This window comes from Burkholderia sp. D-99 (assembly GCF_011605345.1).
In the GTDB taxonomy this organism is placed as follows: domain Bacteria; phylum Pseudomonadota; class Gammaproteobacteria; order Burkholderiales; family Burkholderiaceae; genus Burkholderia.
The window spans coordinates 716,356-732,146 of sequence record NZ_JAAOXM010000001.1 but is presented as its reverse complement, the minus strand read 5'-3'; the positions used below and the strand labels follow the sequence as shown (position 1 = coordinate 732,146).

The following is a 15,791-nucleotide window of genomic DNA, read 5'->3' as shown; positions in this document are numbered from 1 at the left end:
CGCCGCCTCGACTGGAATACAACAATGAAAATTCGCGAATCCGTGTTGGCCGTGCTCGTCGCGGCCGTGCCGCTGCTTGCCGCGGCGAATCCTTCGTCCGGCACTATGCTCCCGAAGCCAACCGTCGACGTGCGTACCTGGCCGCGCATGACGTCACCGAAATTCGGCTGCTACGTCGAAACGACCTTCGGCTACCGTGACAAGCGCTTCAATTGCGCGCTGAAGAAGTACAGGAATACCGGCGATGCGTGCGGGAACACGAAGGTCTACAACGAAGGCCCGGCGCTCCCCGATCGGCTCGCGGCCAGCGTGCATCCGCTCGCGACGAAGGTCGAGCTGGACTGGGAGCACGGCGACCTGCAGATGGTCACCGTCACGCTCAAGGGGACGTGGAACGAAGCGGACGTGCGCAAGGCGTTCGGGCTGCCGCGCGCGGAAGGGCGCAAGCTGACCGAAGCGGAGTTGCGCTCGGCGCCGGACAACCTGATGGACACGAGTGTCCAGTATCCGTCGGCCCCGCTCGACGAAAGCCTGGCGAAGCGCCCGAGCAACCCCGCGCGCGGCACGACGGCCGTGATGCTCTACGGGTTCGACCACATGGGCGCCGGCGATGCCGATTGCGGGGGCGGTGAGTAACGCGGGAGAGGGCGGCGGGAGGAGGCGGCCGGTGTAGCCGCCAACCGGGTGCGGGTGGCGGTACGGCGCTCGTGTGGCGTGCGCCGTACCGTCAGGGTCTTACTCGCTGCTCGTCCATTCGACGTTCGCGCCGACCGAGCGCAGGTTCTCGACGAAATGCGGATGCGCGCGGCGGATCGGCAGCGCGTTCATGATTTCCGAGCGGCCTTCGATACTCGCGGCCACCATCAGCAGCGCGATTGCGACGCGGATGATGTACGGGCTCTCGACGCGAGCCGGCGTCAGTTGCAGCCCGCCGAACGTGATCAGCCGGTGCGGATCGGACAGCAGCACGTGCGCGCCGAACTTCGACAGTTCGCCGGACCAGCCGAGCGCACCGTCGTAGACCTTGTTCCAGAACATCGCGCTGCCTTCCGCGCGCACGCCGAGCGCGATGAAGATCGGCAGCAGGTCGACCGGCAGGTACGGCCACGGCGCGGCTTCGACCTTGGTGAGGATGTTCTGTGTGAACGGCCGGCGCACGCGCAGCGGGCCGTCGCGTTCCGCGCGCGACCAGCCGTCGCGGTGCGTGACGTTGACGCCGAACTTCGCGAACGTGCGGTCGATCAGCGGGAAGTGTTCGGGTGACGAGTTGCGCACCGTGATGTCGCCGCCCGTGATCGCGCCGAGCGCGAGGAACGTCGCGATCTCGTGGAAATCCTCGGCGAAGCGGAACTCGCCGCCGCCGAGCTTGCGGCCGCCCGTCACGCAGAGCCGCGATGTGCCGATACCCTCGATCGCGACGCCGATCATCGCGAGGAACTGGCAGAACTCCTGCACGTGCGGCTCGGACGCGGCGTTCATCAGCGTCGACGTGCCGTTCGCGGTGGTCGCGCACAGCGCGAAATTCTCGGTGGTCGTCACCGACGCGTAGTCGAGCCAGTGATCGTTGGCCGTCAGCGGGCCGTCGGTGCGGACGATCAGCGAATCGGGCGTGCGCTCGATGTGCGCGCCGAAGCGCTCGAACACCTCGACGTGCGGATCGATCTCGCGCACGCCGAGCGTGCAGCCTTTCACGTCGTTCTCGAGACGCGCGACGCCAAAGCGCGCGAGCAGCGGCGGGATCAGCATGATCGACGAGCGCATCGCTTCCGGCAGCCGGTGGACGGCCGGATCGAATTTCGTGTTGCGATGGTGGAGTTCGAGCAGGCCCGTCGTGAAGTCGACCGACACGTCGCTGCCAAGTGTGCGGAAGATGTCGAGGATCTTGCGCACGTCGGTGATATCCGGCACGCCGATGAGGCGCAGCGGCTGATCGGTCAACAGGGTAGCGCACAGAATCGGCAGGACGGCGTTCTTGTTCGCGGACGGCTTGATGTCCCCGCGCAGCGGAGTGCCGCCGTGGACGATGAGATTCGACATGATATGGGGGCGTATCGGTGACTGACGTAGGCCCATATGATGCCATTGGTCGGCGGGCGGCGTGGAATGTTCAGAGGGGAAAAGGGGGAATCGGGGCGTGTGATTGACGGTGTTTGACGTTGGACGCGGGCGATATCGGCAATCCACCCGTGAGACTGGCACGCAAAAATGAAAACAGCCAGCCGCGACGACTAGGATCGGATCGGTTTCTTATCTCGTAAAATCGAGACCGGACTCCCGAATGCGGCCCTTCATGTCGACACCAACACCAAAATCCCCCGTACCTGACAACGTTTCTACAAATGCCGACGGGCGGCCGTGGACGCACGAGGAACTCCGTGCTTCAGTCGACGAATATCTCAAAATGCTCGAAAGCGAGCGCGGTGGGCAGCCCTACGTCAAGAAGATCGTGTACGACAGGCTGGCCGGGCAGTTCAATCGCACGGCGAAAGCGTTCGAGTATCGGATGCAGAACATTTCGTATGTGCTGGCACTGATGGGCCGCCAATGGCTTCCCGGACTCAAGCCCGCGAAAAACGTCGGCTCGCACGGCGTCCTGATCGAGCAATTCATCAACGAACTGGGGCAGCGGCCGGCTGCTCCGGCCGTTAAATTCGAACTCGACGTGCGCGACGCGTTGAAAAAGGCGCAGATTGCACCGCCGCCGGGAAACGCGAATCCTGCTGCCACCAGTGCGACCGTGACCCAAATTCGCCGCGACCCATTGGTCAAGGCTTGGGTTCTGACGCAAGCGAACGGGACTTGCGAATGCTGTAGCGAGCCCGCGCCGTTCAAGGGAGCGGATGGGCTGCCGTACTTGGAAGTGCACCATGTCCGCAAGCTGGCGGAGCTGGGCCCCGATCTTGTGTCGAATACGGTGGCCGTTTGCCCAAACTGCCACCGTGAGTTGCATTACGGCGAGAACGCCAGACAACTCGTCGAACGCCTTTACGCACATTTGCCGCGCCTGGTTCGCGCGTAACGGGCGACGCGCGTGACCAGCGTTACTGCGCTGCCCGCATCCGCGCGGCGACGACCAGCGAGATCAGGCAGCCCACCGCGAGATAGCCCGCCACGAGGTGCCACGAGCCGCCGGCGACACTGACGAGGCCGACCGCGATGAACGGCGTGAACCCGCCGCCGACCACGCTCGCGAACTGGTAGCCGACGCCCGCGCCGCTATAGCGGTATTCGGCGCCGAACAGCTCGGTGAACAGCGGCTGCTGGACGCTCACGACCATGTCGTGCGCGGCGTTCGCCAGCAGGATCGAGAAGATCACGATCCACGCGATCGACCGCGCTTCCAGCGCGAGGAAGAACGGCACCGCGGACGCGACGCCGATCAGCGCGCCGATCAGGTAGATGCGGCGCAGGCCGTAGCGGTCGGCCAGCCACGCGAAACACGGGATCGTCACGCAGCTCACCGCGCCCACCAGCAGCCCGATGTTCAGGAACAGGTCACGCGACATGCCGAGGTTCGTCGTCGAATAGCTGAGCGCGAACGCGGTGACGATATACATCGTGAACAGCTCGGCGAGCCGCAGCGCAATGATCAGCAGGAACGCCTTCGGATGGCGCGTCAGTGCCTCCAGCACCGGCAGGCGCAGCTTGCGGTTGCCGTGCTCGACCTTCTCGACGAACTCCTGCGATTCGTCCATGTTCTTGCGCACCCACAGCCCGATCAGCACAAGCACGATGCTGAACACGAACGGCAGGCGCCAGCCCCACGACTTGAACGCGGCCTCGCCGAGCGTGTGGCTCAGGATCGACACGATGCCCGTGGCCAGCACGAGGCCGACGCCGTAGCCGACCTGCACGCCGCTGCTGTAGAACGCCTTCTTGTGCTTCGGCGCGCTTTCGACGGCCATCAGTGCCGCGCCGCCCCATTCGCCGCCGACCGCGAAACCCTGGATCGCGCGCATCAGCACCAGCAGCACGGGCGCCCACCAGCCGATCGTCGAGAACGCAGGCAGCAGGCCGATCGCGACCGTCGACAGCCCCATCAGCATCACCGTCAGAACCAGCATCCGCTTGCGCCCGAGCCGGTCGCCGTAGTGGCCGAACACGACGCCGCCGAGCGGCCGGAACAGGAAGCCGACGCCGAACGTCGCGAACGCCGCGAGCGTGCCCATCGTCGGGCTGACTTTCGGGAAGAACTCGGAATTGAATACCAGCGCGGCGACGATCCCGTACAGCAGGAAGTCGTACCAGTCGACAACGGCGCCGACGAAGCTGCCGATCGCGGCCTTGCGCGCCTGGCTGCGTATGCGGGCACTGGCGGCGGCATCGAGGGTGTCGAAGGTTGGGGTCATGACGGTGTCTCCTGGCACGGCGCATCGAGGAATCGTGGCGGCGCCGCGTCCGATGCTGCATTGAAATCGGTGAGTGAACGGAGAATAGGGCGCGCGCCGCACGGCGGCAATTGGCCAATCGGATAAAGTGCGCGATTATCGTTCAAATCCGTGCGATTATCGGACGCTTTTCGGGTTTGCACTAAGCGGCGTGGCGATATCCCGTTCGGTCAGGGTGTGCCGCCGTGAACGATCTGGTTAAAATCTGCAGCATTGATAACTCGCCCGTTCGGGGCGGATGCGCGGTCGCCACGTTGGCCACGCATGCCGCACGCAGCGGGCGCCGTCCCCATCGAACGCATGCCCCCGGAGACTGGAATGCCCGGCAATTCCCACCCCCTGTCCAGCGATACGCCGCCCGTTGCCGATCCGGCTGCCAATCCGCTCGGGATGGCCGGCCTCGAATTCGTCGAATTCGCGGCGCCCGTGCCCGAGGCGCTCGCGCAGCGCTTCGAGCAGCTCGGGTTCAAGGCGATCGCACGGCATGTCAGCAAGAACGTCACGCTCTACCGGCAAGGGCAGATGCATTTCCTGATCAACGCCGAGCCCGATTCGTTCGCCGCGCGCTATGCGGAGGAATACGGGATGGGCGTCTGCGCGATCGGGCTGCGCGTGGCCAGCGCCCGGCGCGCGTTCGAGCGGGCGATCGAGCTCGGCGCGTGGGCGTTCGAAGGCGAGAAGGTCGGGGTCGGCGAGCTGAAGATCCCGGCGATCCAGGGCATCGGCGATTCGCACCTCTATTTCGTCGACCGCTGGCGCGGGCGTGACGGCCAGCGGGGCGGCGTCGGCGACATCTCGATCTTCGACATCGATTTCCGGCCGATCGACATCGCGACCGCGCATACCGATCTCGACTGCGTGGGCGTCGGCCTGCAGCAGGTCGATCATTTCACGCAGACCGTCGGCGCGGGGCGCATGCGGGAGTGGCTGGATTTCTACCACGACCTGCTGCATTTTCGCGAGATCCACGAAATCGACGCGCACTGGCATGTGTCGGAGGAATCGCGCGTGATGGTGTCGCCGTGCGGCGCAGTGCGGATTCCGGTCTACGAGGAAGGCACGCGGCGGACCGAGCTGATGCACGCGTATCTGCCCGACCATCCGGGCGAGGGCGTGCAGCACGTCGCCCTGGCCACCGACGACATCCTGTCGTGCGTCGATGCGCTGCGTGTGAACGGCGTCGAATTCATCGAGCCGCCGGCCCGCTATTACGACGACGTCGACGCGCGGCTGCCGGGGCACGGTGTCGATCTCGACGCGCTGCGCCGCCGCGCGGTGCTGGTCGACGGCGAGATCGGCAGCGACGGCGTGCCGAGGCTGTTCTTCCAGACCTTCGTCAAGCGCCGGCCCGGCGAGATCTTCTTCGAAATCGTGCAGCGCAAGGGGCACCACGGGTTCGGGGAAGGGAATCTCGCGGCGCTCGCCCGCGCACGCGACGCCGGCTGAGCGGCGCTGGCGCCCGCATCCTGCGTCATACGTCCCGCGCCCCACGTCCCGCGCTAACCCTCACGCGCCGGCGGCCGGCATTCGGTTCGGCGCGGGGTCGTTCGGCTCGCGCAGGACGCACGCGGTGCCGCCCGGTGTGTACATCGACACGACACAGCGGTTGCACGACGTGCAGCCCGACTGCGCGAGCCGGCCGTCGCGCAGCCCGTTGACGAAATCCGGCTCGAACACGAGCGCGCGGGCGAGCGCGACCGCATCGAACCCTTCGCGCATCGCCAGTTCGACATTTCCGCGCGAGCGTACGCCGCCGAGGTAAGCGAGCGGCATCCTGACGGACGCGCGTACCTTCCTCGAGTGCTCGAGGAAATACATCTCGCGAAAGGCGCCCATCTTCGGCTCGGTGAGTTTCTGCAGCGCCATCGCCGCGCGCACGATCGCGTTGTCGGCGTTCGCGCGCGCGTCGCCGGGCAACGGGCTGCCGAACAGCTCCCACACCGATTCGACGTTCATCCCGCCGCTGAGCACGAGCAGGTGCGCGCCTTCGGCTTCGAGCCGCCGCGCGATTTCGCATGCGTCGTCGGCCGTTCCGCCGCCGCGCACGCCTTCGGTCACACCGATCTTGCAGACGACGGCGAGATCGCGGCCCACCGCGTCGAGCACGTGGCGCAGCACCTCGACCGGGAAAGCGGCGCGTCGCGCCGCGTCGCCGCCGTACGCATCACGGCGGCGGTTGTACAGCGGTGACAGGAACTGGCTGAGCAGATAGCCGTGCCCCATGTGGATCTCGACCGCATCGAAGCCGGCGTCGCGCGCATGGCGTGCGGCCTGCGCAAATTCGTCGGCGATGGCCGACATCTGGTCGCGCGTCATCGCCTGCTTCAGAAAGCGGCCGCTCATCACGCCGACCTTGTTGAAACCGCCCGATGCGCTCAACGGCCGCTTGGTCGACAGTGACGGCAGGAACGTGAAGCAGCCGCCGTGTGTGATCTGAGCGGATGCGGCTGCGCCATGGCGATGGACGGCGTCGGTCAGCGCGCGGAACTGGCGAACCGTCGGCACGTCGAGCCGCGCCTGGTCGACGAACGTGCGGCCGTCGTCGCTGATCGCGCAGTACGCGACGGTCGTCAGCGCGGCGCCGCCTTCGGCGATGCGTTCGTGAAAGCGGACAAGCGCGCGCGACGGCACGCCGTTCGGCGTCATGCCCTCGTTGGTCGCGGACTTGATCAGGCGGTTGCGCAACGTCAGCGGGCCGATCTGCAGCGGGCTGAACGCGGTCGTGAGATTGGCGGATTCCATGAGGGGGCGGGCGTCGGGAATGGGCACGGCGACCATTGTGCGACGGTGGTGCAGGCGCGCATCGTCCGGGTGGACGAGCCGACGGCAGTGATGGCGAGCCGGTGTGCAGACTGGGGGCTCCTCGGGGTCGGCCTCACGGCTCGCGAACTTCGACGTCCGGCAGGACGTGTTGCTGGCTACGTCCGCATCGGCGTCGCCCTCGGGGCGGCCTCATGCCCCGCGAACTCCGTCATCCGGCAGGACGTGTTGCTGGCTACGTCCGCATCGGCTTCGTCCGCGAGGCGGCCTCACGCCCCGCGAACTTCGTCATCCGGCAGGACGCGTTATGGCTACGTCCGCATCGGCGTCGCCCGCGAGGCGGCCTCACGCCCCGCGAACTCCGTCATCCGGCAGGACGTGTTGCTGGCTGAGTCCGCTTCGGCGTCGCCGGTCTGGGCCGGACGATCCGTCGAATCCGCGCATTGAAGCGCCGTATCCGGCTCTCAATCCTGGCCAGTGCTGACCAATGCGCCAGCGCAACCCGTTCCTGACGAGATCCCGATTCAGTGCTTCGAAGCGATTCATCAGACGCTCGAGTCAAGCCCGCCCCAAACCCGACCGCACCCCATCGACCCGTCACGCGAGATCGCCTGCCCGGAACTTGCGAACCTGCCGACGCATGCCATCGAAGATCGCGTCCGCCACATCCATCGGAAATTCCGCCGGGATCTGCGCCGCGGCTTCGGCGATCGCGGGTTCCGTGCGTGCGACGACGGCCGCCATCGCGGCGCGCACGTCGTCTTCGGTCAGGCCGACGCGCCGGCCCTGCGCGATCCAGTGGCGCGGCTGGATCTCGCCGATCACGTAGTGCCGGTTCTTCCCGCACACGGCCATCGCCAGCCGCGCGCGGCGCGGCGGAAGCTGGTTGCGGCGCGTGCCGATGATCGGATGCGCGGACAGCACGTCGTACAGCGGTGTGCTGCGATACGTGTTGCCGGGCAAGTGCGCGATGCTGAAGTTCTTCGCATGCCCATCGATCGCCGCGAGCACCCAGAACACGAGCTGCGCGACGAAGAAATTCAGCCGGTCGTGCGCGGCGTCGGCCGAATTCGCGAGGATGCCCATGATCGTCTCGATGCCCGGGCCGCCGTCGGACTCGTATTTCGCGCCCGACGGCGTGCCGGTCGCCTGGCACATGTCCTCCTGCGGCAACCGCAGGATCCACGTACGGTCGCGCGAAGCACGCCGGTCGAAACGCTCGACGATCAGCGCCTTCTGGTCGTCGAACCGGCCGATTTCGCACGGCGCGACCGGCAAACCGTACGCTGCGACGAGCTTCGAGCACAGCCATTCGTTTTCGACGGACGTCCGCATGTCGGCCTGCATGTTCCCGACACGCCCGAGCGGCAGCTTGAAGATGTGCGTCGTCGGCGTGCTGCCCGACGGCCGCAGCCAGCGGTTGCCCTGACGCAGCAACGCGGTCTTTTCCTGCGCGCCGGCAATCGACAGGCGCAGGTCGCCTTCCGGCTCCGCGCGGCCGGGCAGCGGTGCGGCGGTTGCGTGGCGAAGAACATCGGCGACGGCCGCGTCGTCGAGCGTCACGCCGTCGATCGTCTCGAGATCGATGGGCGTTTCGTCGGGCGGCAGCATCTGGATCGCGCCGACGCAATCGCGGCCGATCGACGCGAGCAGCTCGAACGGCGCCGTCGACCGGAGCCGGTAACGCTGCGCGATGCGGCGGCGGATCGGCTCGCTGTCCGGCAGCAGGTTGTCGAAGTAGTCGGCGACGATCGTGCCCTGGTGCGGCTGGTTGCCGGGCGTGAAGGGCAGCGACAGCGACAGCGGCCGCCCCTGTGGATCGTCGAGCCAGGCCGGCAGGTAGACGAGCCGCTCGACGCCGCGCCGGATTTCCCAGTAGCCGACCGGAATGCCGTTCATCCACAGGTCGAGCCGGTCGTGACGAGCACGCGTGGCCATCGTTACCAGTCCTCCCGCTTCGACACCCGTGGCTTGCCGGGTGCTGCCGACGCGGGCCGCTTGCGCGCGGCGCCGGCCGTGGGTTGGACTGGATTTTTAGCGGCCGTGGTGCCGCGCGCCGCATCCGGCTTGCGTTTGCTCGCGGCGGATTTGCGAACCGCCGGCACCGCATCGGGAGCGGGAGCGGGAGCGGGAGCGGGAGCGGGAGCGGGAGCGGGAGCGGGAGCGGGAGCGGGAGCGGGAGCGGGAGCGGGAGCGGGCGCAGGATCGGCCGATTCCGCCGATTCGTCCTGCGTGCCCAGCGCGAGCGTCATGCGAACGCCGAGCGTGTTCAGCACCTTGAAGAGCCGCTCGATGCTGACCGCCGACGGATTGGCTTCGAGCTGCGCGTAGGATTGCTGCGTGACGCCCAGGCGGGCGGCCAGTTGCGCCTGCGTGAGCCCCGCGGATTTCCGGAAGCCGACGAGTATCGGACGCAGCTGGGTCAGGGTCTGGACAGGAAAGGCCATCGGGCGCTCCGCGGGATGACAGGCGATCGTTTGTAATCGGAAAATACAATCTACAGCATGTATTGTCAAAATACAAACCTGAGACTGTATTCAACAAAAACAAACGATAGCCTGTCAAGCAGGCAACCCGCCGGCCATCCCGCGGCAACGCGTCACGCCGCCCGCAGCGGGTTCGCGTGCGCGCCTCGCGCGCTTTCCGGATCGTCGTCGCCGAGCGGAATGAACGCCATGATCTCCAGGTCGTGCCCCGACAGCGCGGGCAGCCGGAACGGGCTCGACAGCACGTTCAGCCGCCGTACGCCGAGCTCGCGCAGGATCTGCGAGCCGATCCCCGTCACGCGCCCGTCGCGGCGCGCATTGCCGGCCGGCACCCGCATCGCGTCGCCGCGCATGTCGCAGTCGAGCAATACCGCCACCCCGCAGCCGGCCGCGTCGATCCGTTGCAGCGCGGCATGCAGCGGCCACGAATGCGCGGACGGCTCCGCATCGAGCAGGTCGAGCAGAGAGTGGCATTCGTGCACGCGCGTCAGCACCGGCGTCGACGGATCGGGCTCGCCGCGCACGAGCGCGAGATGCGGCGCGCCATGCACGGTGTCGCGATACTCGATCGCGCGGAATCGCCCCCACGGCGTATGCAGCGGCCGTTCGCCGATGCGTTCGACCAGGGATTCGTGCTCACGACGGTAGTGGATCAGGTCGGCGATCGTGCCGATCTTCAGCCCGTGATGCGCGGCGAACGCCTTTAGCTCGGGCAGCCGCGCCATCGTGCCGTCGTCGTTCATCACCTCGCAGATCACCGATGCGGGCGTGAGCCCGGCGAGCGCCGCGAGATCGCAGCCGGCCTCGGTGTGCCCCGCGCGCACGAGCACGCCGCCCGGGCGCGCGGCGATCGGAAACACGTGGCCCGGTTGCACGAGATCGTCGGGGCGCGCGCCGGATCGCACCGCCGCGCGAATCGTATGCGCGCGATCGGCCGCCGAAATGCCGGTCGTCACGCCTTCGGCTGCCTCGATGCTGACGGTGAACGCGGTGCCGAACGGCGTGCCGTTGTGATCGGCCATCGGCGGCAGCCTCAGTTGCTCGCAGCGCTCGGCGGTCAGCGTCAGGCAGATCAGCCCGCGCCCGAAACGCGCCATGAAATTGATCGCTTCCGGCGTCACGTGATCGGCCGCGATCACGAGATCGCCTTCGTTCTCGCGATCCTCTTCGTCGACGAGCAGGACCATCCGGCCCGCACGCAACTCGTCGACGATCTCCAGCGTGCCGGCGAGCGTCATGGTGCCTCCGTCGCGTCGAACGCGCGGCGCAGTGCGTCGGCGCCGAAGGTCAACACGCTTTCGGCCGCATCGACCGCACCGAGCATGCTCGCGAAACCATGAAGCTGGCCCGGCCAGCGCACGAGGGTCACCGGCGTGCCGGCCTGTGCGAGACGCAGCGCATACGCTTCGGCCTCGTCGCGCAGCGGATCGAATTCGGCGCTGACGATCGTCGCCGGCGCCGCGCCCGCGAGGTCGGGCGCGGCGAGCGGGCTTGCAAGCGGCGACGCGCGATCGGCGCCGTCGTCGAAATAGTGGTGCTTGAACCAGCGCATCATGTCCGCCGTCAGGAAATAGCCGTTGCCGAGCGTTTCGTACGACGGATGCTCGGTCGCGCAATCGACGACCGGATACAGCAGCAACTGGTGCGCGATCGCGATGCCCGAGCCACGCAACTGCAGCGCGGCGACCGCCGCAAGATTGCCGCCGGCGCTGTCGCCGGCGACCGCCAGCGCGCCGGCGCGTGCGCCCAGATCGCGCGCACTGGCGGCGGCCCAGCGCACGGCGTCGCATGCGTCGTGCGCGGCGGCCGGGAAGCGCGCCTCGGGCGCGAGCCGGTAGTCGACCGACAGCACGAGCGTGCGCGCACGGGCCGCGAGGCTGCGGCACAGATTCGCGTGCGAATCGATGCCGCACGACACGAAGCCGCCGCCGTGGAAGAACACCGTCAGCGGCAACGGCCCGTCGGCCACGGGCCGATACAGCCGTGCGGACAACTGACGGCCCGCCGCGGGAATCTGCCAGTCCTCTTCGGCGGCGACGGCATCGCCCGGGGCGAACGCGCCGCCGGCGGCAAGACTCGCGCGATACGCGGGAACGGTGAGCTGCGCGAAATCGATCGCGGGTGCCTGGGCGAACGCGGCGAGCAGCGCCTGCGCCTGTGGGTCGAGCGGCATGGGAACTCCTGTCTGAATCGGATGCGGTTTGAATCAGGTAAACCCGTGTCACGGTTTTCCCTGAGTCCGCGCCGGACGCTTGCCGGCACGGCCTGACGGGCATTCCAGCGCAGCGGGCAGGGCGCCACATCATCCGATCGGACGATGGTTGGTTCGCACGGATGGCCAATTCTCACCATTCAGTGAATCTCCCGATGACGCCGGAATTTAGACGCGTCTTAATCATGGCGGCGCGGTTCGGTCGCGCCGGAAACATGTCGTATGGAGGATGGAGCGTGCTGATGGAGACGAGATGGGCTCCGCAAGAGAGCCAGGCAACCAGTGACGAGGCCGACATCGGCGTCGCGGATTTCAGCGAGCTGATGGCGCGCATCTACCAGGGGCCGCTGGAGACGCCGCCGTGGGCCGGCGCGCTCGAACTGGTCCGCCGCTGGCTGCACGCGAACTACGTGACGCTGATCCTGCGCGCGGCCGCGAGCGACCGTCGCGCGCCGCTGTCGGTGCATGCATCGGAGTTCGGCCCGGTCGTCCCGGGCGACGGCCAGGCGGCTTACAACGATTACTACTATTCGCTCGACCCGTTCGTCGGCCTGCCGGCCGATCGCGTGGTCACGGTCGACGACGTGTTCGGCGACACCGGCTGGCTGTCGAGCGAGTTGTACAAGCAGTTCCTGAAGCCGCAGGACGTGCGCTATATCCTCGGTGCCGACCTGCGCACGCCGTCGGGCGTCGAGTGCCGGTTCCGCGTGTGCCGCAACCATGCGTCGAAGCAGTTCTCCGCGCGCGACAAGGCGATCTGCGCGCTGCTGCTGCCGCACCTGAAGCGTGCGATCGAACTGCATTCGCGGCTCGATTCGGCCGAGGTCGAACGGTCGATCTATGCGAACGCGATCGACCGGATGCAGGTCGGCACGATCGCGCTCGACGAGAACGGCACGATTATCGACATGAACAGCGTCGCCGACGAGATCCTCAAGCAGAACAACGGTCTGACGATTGCGCGCGGCACGATCGAGGCGACCGACGCGCCGGAGAACCGCACGCTCAAGCGGCTGATCCGCCACGCGGTGATGGGGCACCACGGCACGGCCGCGGCGACCGTCGAGGCGATGCCGATCACGCGCAGCTTCGACAAGCCGCGCCTCGGGCTGCTGGTGCGCACGGTGCTGCTGTCCGACTGGTCGGAGGACAACAAGCGGCGCCCGGCCGTCACGCTGTTCCTGCGCGACCCCGACCGCAAGCCGGAGGGTGCGCAGGAAATCATCCGCAAGCTGTTCGACCTGACGCCCGCCGAGACGTCGCTCGCGCTGCTGCTGACGAACGGGCTGACACTCGAGGAGGCTGCGGAGGAATCGGGGATCAGCAAGAACACGGCGCGCACGCACCTGCGCGCGATCTTCTCGAAGACAGGCGTCACGCGCCAGGCGACGCTCGTGCGGATTCTGCTCGGGAGCGTCGTGCCGCTGGGGTAAGCGACAGCCGACGCAGATCCATCGGAACCGGCCGCATTCGTCTGGCGATACATCGGCAACGGTCGACTTGGCACGTGTCACTTGCCGCGCGGCGGAGACGACATCATGCAAAAGAGGCTCGCACCCGCGCGAGCCTCTTCTTCATTCAACGCAGCAGCCTGCGGAGACCGGATGCCCGACGCACGGCGATGCCGGGCGCGTTCACGACCCGCGCGTGGAGCGATCCGCCCATGACGCCAGCGCCGGCCACTGCGCGCAACCGCGCCGGATGAAACCGGCGCCCGTGCGGATCACCAGTGCGCCGATCGCGAGCGCGGCCAGATCGTCGAGACGGCCGAACCCGACCCATGCCGCGCTCATCGCGAGCGCCGCCAGCAACGACGACAGCGCATCGGTCCGGACATGCCAGCCGCTCGCCTCGAGCAGCGCGGAGCCCGTTTCGCGCGCCTTGCGCAGCATCCAGTGCGACAGCACGGCCTTGCCGGCGAGCGTCACGGCGACGAGCGCGAGCGTCGCCGCGCCCGGCTGCACGACGGGCGGGATGGCAAACCGGTTCATCGCGTGCCAGATCATCTGCGCGCCGGTCGCAACGAGCACCGCGCCGAGGCCCGCGAGCGCAAGCGGCTCGTAGGTCGGGCGCCGCTCCGGCGGCAGGCGTGCGTCGAGCCGGCACGCAACGAGGATCAGCGCATCGGCCGCGAGATCGATCGCCGCGTGCGCGACATCCGCGAGCAGCCCCGACGAATGCGCGGACCATGCCGCGACCGTCTCGACGGCGAGCAGCAGCAGGTTGATCGCGAGGCTGACGGCGAGGGCGCGGGACGTGGCCGTATAAACGTGGGGCGTGGCGCGCGACGTGCGCTGCATGGCGGATTCGTCTGTCAATAGCGTGGGTCAGACCCGAACGCTACCGGGCGACGGTGGCAGATCGGTGACACGGGAGGAATCGCCGAATCCGCGCGGGATGCGTATGCGCGTGTCCGGGCCACCCGCCGAAATGGCCACACGCCGCGAACGCGACTGGCCGCACCGTGTCCCGCGCAACCTGCCAACCTGCGCCGCGGCACCGATCGTCCGCGGCTTTTCCCTTTCGTCGGAATCGTCGATGCGGCCGCGCCCGTTTCAGCTCAAAGCGTCTCGATCGCCAGCGCGATGCCCTGGCCGCCGCCGATGCACAGCGTGACGATGCCGCGCTTGATGCCGTCGCGCCGCATCGAGTGGATCAGGCGCGTCGTCAGCACCGCGCCCGTCGCGCCGATCGCATGGCCGTGCGCGATCGCGCCGCCTTCGACGTTGACGATTTCCTCGGCGATGCCGAGCTGGCCCGCCACCGCGATCGGCACGACCGCGAACGCTTCGTTGATCTCGAAACGCTCGACGTCGGCCAGCGCCCAGCCCGCCCGCTCCAGCGCGATCTTCACGGCCGGCACCGGGCCGAGCCCGAACATGCCGGGCTCGACCGCGGCCACGCCGAATGCAACCAGCCGGGCACTCGGCGCGATGCCGTGCGCGTCGGCGAACGCACGATCGGCCACCAGCATCGCCGATGCGCCGCTGTTCAGCCCCGGCGCATTGCCCGCGGTAATCGTGCCGTCCGGGCGGAACGCGGGCTTCAGTTTCGCGAGCGCTTCGAGCGTCGTGTCGGGGCGCGGCGTCTCGTCGCGCGCAAACGCGACGCGCGCCTTGCGCTGCAGGACCTCGACCGGCACGAGTTCGGCGTCGAACTTGCCGTCCGCCAGCGCGGTGGAAAAGCGCAGCTGCGAGCGGAGCGCCCAGCGATCCTGGCGGTCCCGCGAGATGTCGAGCTGGCTCGCGAGATCCTCGGTATGCCAGCCCGAATGCTGGTCGGAAAACGCATCGACGAGGCCGTCGCGCAGCATGCTGTCGCGGATCGGCGCGTCGCCCATCCGGTACCCCCAGCGTGCGCCATCGAGCAGGTACGGCGCGCGCTCCATGCTTTCCATGCCGCCGGCGATCGCTGCGTTCGCGTAACCCAGCAGGATCTCCTGCGCGGCATTGACGACCGCCTGCGCACCGGAGCCGCAGACACGGTTGACCGTCAGCGCCGGCACCTTGACCGGCAGGCCCGCGCCGATGGCGGCTTGCCGGGCCGGATTCATCTTGTTGCCGGCCTGGATCACGTTGCCCAGCACGACCGTGTCGATCGCCGCGCCGTCGAGGCCGCTGCGCCGCAAGGTTTCGCGCACGGCGATCGCCCCGAGTTCGGTGGCCGGGGTGTCCTTCAGGGCGCCGTTGAACGTGCCGATCGGTGTCCGGACGGGATGGCAGATGACGATTTCGCGTGTACTCATGATGCATTCCTGGATCGCGTTGCAAGCCGCGCGGACGAGTCGATTGCGAACGGGGCACGCCGCGCCATTCGCGTCGCCGGTTCGATTGCGTCGTGACGCCGGCAGGACTGCCGACGCCGCGCAACGCGGCCGCCTCCGATGCCCGGATCACGCGCCGCCATGTGAGTGAACGGTATCTATGCATATGCATACTGTCAACG

The 15,791-nt window shown here is 67.9% G+C and carries 13 protein-coding genes; 4 read left to right on the top strand and 9 right to left on the bottom strand.

Going from position 1 to position 15,791, the window contains the following annotated elements; translation table 11 throughout:
* Window positions 1-24: 24 nt before the first annotated feature.
* Window positions 25-636, top strand: a complete 612-nt coding sequence (locus HAV18_RS03200; protein WP_166952657.1) for a hypothetical protein — start codon at window positions 25-27, stop codon at window positions 634-636.
* A gap of 99 nt (window positions 637-735) precedes the next feature.
* Here HAV18_RS03200 and HAV18_RS03195 read toward each other — a convergent pair whose 3' ends face one another.
* A complete protein-coding gene (locus HAV18_RS03195) occupies window positions 736-2,037 on the bottom strand; it encodes a UDP-N-acetylglucosamine 1-carboxyvinyltransferase (RefSeq protein ID WP_060359039.1) in 1,302 nt (433 codons plus the stop codon).
* Window positions 2,038-2,290: 253 nt separating this feature from the next.
* Here HAV18_RS03195 and HAV18_RS03190 point away from each other — a divergent pair, with 253 nt between their 5' ends.
* Entirely contained in the window at window positions 2,291-3,019 is a 729-nt protein-coding gene (locus tag HAV18_RS03190; RefSeq protein WP_166952654.1) for an HNH endonuclease, read from the top strand.
* Between the two features lie 22 nt (window positions 3,020-3,041).
* Here HAV18_RS03190 and shiA read toward each other — a convergent pair whose 3' ends face one another.
* Entirely contained in the window at window positions 3,042-4,349 is a 1,308-nt protein-coding gene (gene shiA, locus HAV18_RS03185) for a shikimate transporter (RefSeq protein ID WP_166952651.1), read from the bottom strand.
* Between the two features lie 357 nt (window positions 4,350-4,706).
* Between shiA and HAV18_RS03180 the strand changes: the two genes are divergently transcribed.
* The gene (locus HAV18_RS03180) at window positions 4,707-5,834 is read left to right on the top strand and encodes a 4-hydroxyphenylpyruvate dioxygenase family protein (protein WP_166952648.1); all 1,128 of its coding nucleotides are present in this window, start codon (window positions 4,707-4,709) and stop codon (window positions 5,832-5,834) included.
* A gap of 60 nt (window positions 5,835-5,894) precedes the next feature.
* Here the strand turns inward: HAV18_RS03180 and HAV18_RS03175 are convergent, their stop codons facing one another.
* The 5 genes from HAV18_RS03175 to HAV18_RS03155 all read right to left on the bottom strand — a co-directional run bounded on the left by HAV18_RS03175 (window position 5,895) and on the right by HAV18_RS03155 (window position 11,807).
* A complete protein-coding gene (locus HAV18_RS03175; RefSeq protein ID WP_166952645.1) occupies window positions 5,895-7,130 on the bottom strand; it encodes an NADH:flavin oxidoreductase in 1,236 nt (411 codons plus the stop codon).
* A gap of 615 nt (window positions 7,131-7,745) precedes the next feature.
* Window positions 7,746-9,086: a type II toxin-antitoxin system HipA family toxin gene (locus HAV18_RS03170; RefSeq protein WP_166952642.1), complete on the bottom strand. Its 1,341-nt coding sequence runs from the start codon at window positions 9,084-9,086 to the stop codon at window positions 7,746-7,748.
* Window positions 9,087-9,088: 2 nt separating this feature from the next.
* Window positions 9,089-9,595 (bottom strand): helix-turn-helix transcriptional regulator, encoded by a 507-nt coding sequence (locus HAV18_RS03165; protein WP_166952639.1) that lies wholly within the window; start codon window positions 9,593-9,595, stop codon window positions 9,089-9,091.
* Between the two features lie 152 nt (window positions 9,596-9,747).
* Window positions 9,748-10,872 carry a bifunctional 3,4-dihydroxy-2-butanone-4-phosphate synthase/GTP cyclohydrolase II gene (ribBA, locus tag HAV18_RS03160; protein WP_166952636.1) on the bottom strand — a complete coding sequence of 375 codons (1,125 nt, stop codon included), beginning with the start codon at window positions 10,870-10,872 and terminating at the stop codon, window positions 9,748-9,750.
* Window positions 10,869-11,807 (bottom strand): alpha/beta hydrolase, encoded by a 939-nt coding sequence (locus HAV18_RS03155; RefSeq protein WP_166952634.1) that lies wholly within the window; start codon window positions 11,805-11,807, stop codon window positions 10,869-10,871. The genes ribBA and HAV18_RS03155 overlap by 4 nt, the downstream gene beginning before the upstream one ends.
* Window positions 11,808-12,088: 281 nt before the next feature.
* Here HAV18_RS03155 and HAV18_RS03150 point away from each other — a divergent pair, with 281 nt between their 5' ends.
* Window positions 12,089-13,279, top strand: coding sequence for a LuxR family transcriptional regulator (locus HAV18_RS03150; RefSeq protein ID WP_166952630.1), 1,191 nt, complete (start codon window positions 12,089-12,091; stop codon window positions 13,277-13,279).
* A gap of 201 nt (window positions 13,280-13,480) precedes the next feature.
* Here HAV18_RS03150 and HAV18_RS03145 read toward each other — a convergent pair whose 3' ends face one another.
* Window positions 13,481-14,146, bottom strand: coding sequence for a cation diffusion facilitator family transporter (locus tag HAV18_RS03145; RefSeq protein WP_166952628.1), 666 nt, complete (start codon window positions 14,144-14,146; stop codon window positions 13,481-13,483).
* Window positions 14,147-14,406: 260 nt separating this feature from the next.
* Entirely contained in the window at window positions 14,407-15,591 is a 1,185-nt protein-coding gene (locus HAV18_RS03140; protein WP_166952625.1) for a thiolase family protein, read from the bottom strand.
* Window positions 15,592-15,791: the final 200 nt, after the last annotated feature.

Bases quoted from the DNA above. Each gene is read 5' to 3' on its own strand.
- HAV18_RS03170 (WP_166952642.1), bottom strand. From the start codon at position 9,086: ATGGCCACGCGTGCTCGTCACGACCGGCTCGACCTGTGGATGAACGGC.
- HAV18_RS03155 (WP_166952634.1), bottom strand. From the start codon at position 11,807: ATGCCGCTCGACCCACAGGCGCAGGCGCTGCTCGCCGCGTTCGCCCAG.
- HAV18_RS03200 (WP_166952657.1), top strand. From the start codon at position 25: ATGAAAATTCGCGAATCCGTGTTGGCCGTGCTCGTCGCGGCCGTGCCG.
- HAV18_RS03180 (WP_166952648.1), top strand. From the start codon at position 4,707: ATGCCCGGCAATTCCCACCCCCTGTCCAGCGATACGCCGCCCGTTGCC.
- HAV18_RS03175 (WP_166952645.1), bottom strand. From the start codon at position 7,130: ATGGAATCCGCCAATCTCACGACCGCGTTCAGCCCGCTGCAGATCGGC.
- HAV18_RS03145 (WP_166952628.1), bottom strand. From the start codon at position 14,146: ATGCAGCGCACGTCGCGCGCCACGCCCCACGTTTATACGGCCACGTCC.
- HAV18_RS03165 (WP_166952639.1), bottom strand. From the start codon at position 9,595: ATGGCCTTTCCTGTCCAGACCCTGACCCAGCTGCGTCCGATACTCGTC.
- ribBA (WP_166952636.1), bottom strand. From the start codon at position 10,872: ATGACGCTCGCCGGCACGCTGGAGATCGTCGACGAGTTGCGTGCGGGC.
- HAV18_RS03150 (WP_166952630.1), top strand. From the start codon at position 12,089: ATGGAGACGAGATGGGCTCCGCAAGAGAGCCAGGCAACCAGTGACGAG.
- HAV18_RS03140 (WP_166952625.1), bottom strand. From the start codon at position 15,591: ATGAGTACACGCGAAATCGTCATCTGCCATCCCGTCCGGACACCGATC.
- shiA (WP_166952651.1), bottom strand. From the start codon at position 4,349: ATGACCCCAACCTTCGACACCCTCGATGCCGCCGCCAGTGCCCGCATA.
- HAV18_RS03190 (WP_166952654.1), top strand. From the start codon at position 2,291: ATGTCGACACCAACACCAAAATCCCCCGTACCTGACAACGTTTCTACA.
- HAV18_RS03195 (WP_060359039.1), bottom strand. From the start codon at position 2,037: ATGTCGAATCTCATCGTCCACGGCGGCACTCCGCTGCGCGGGGACATC.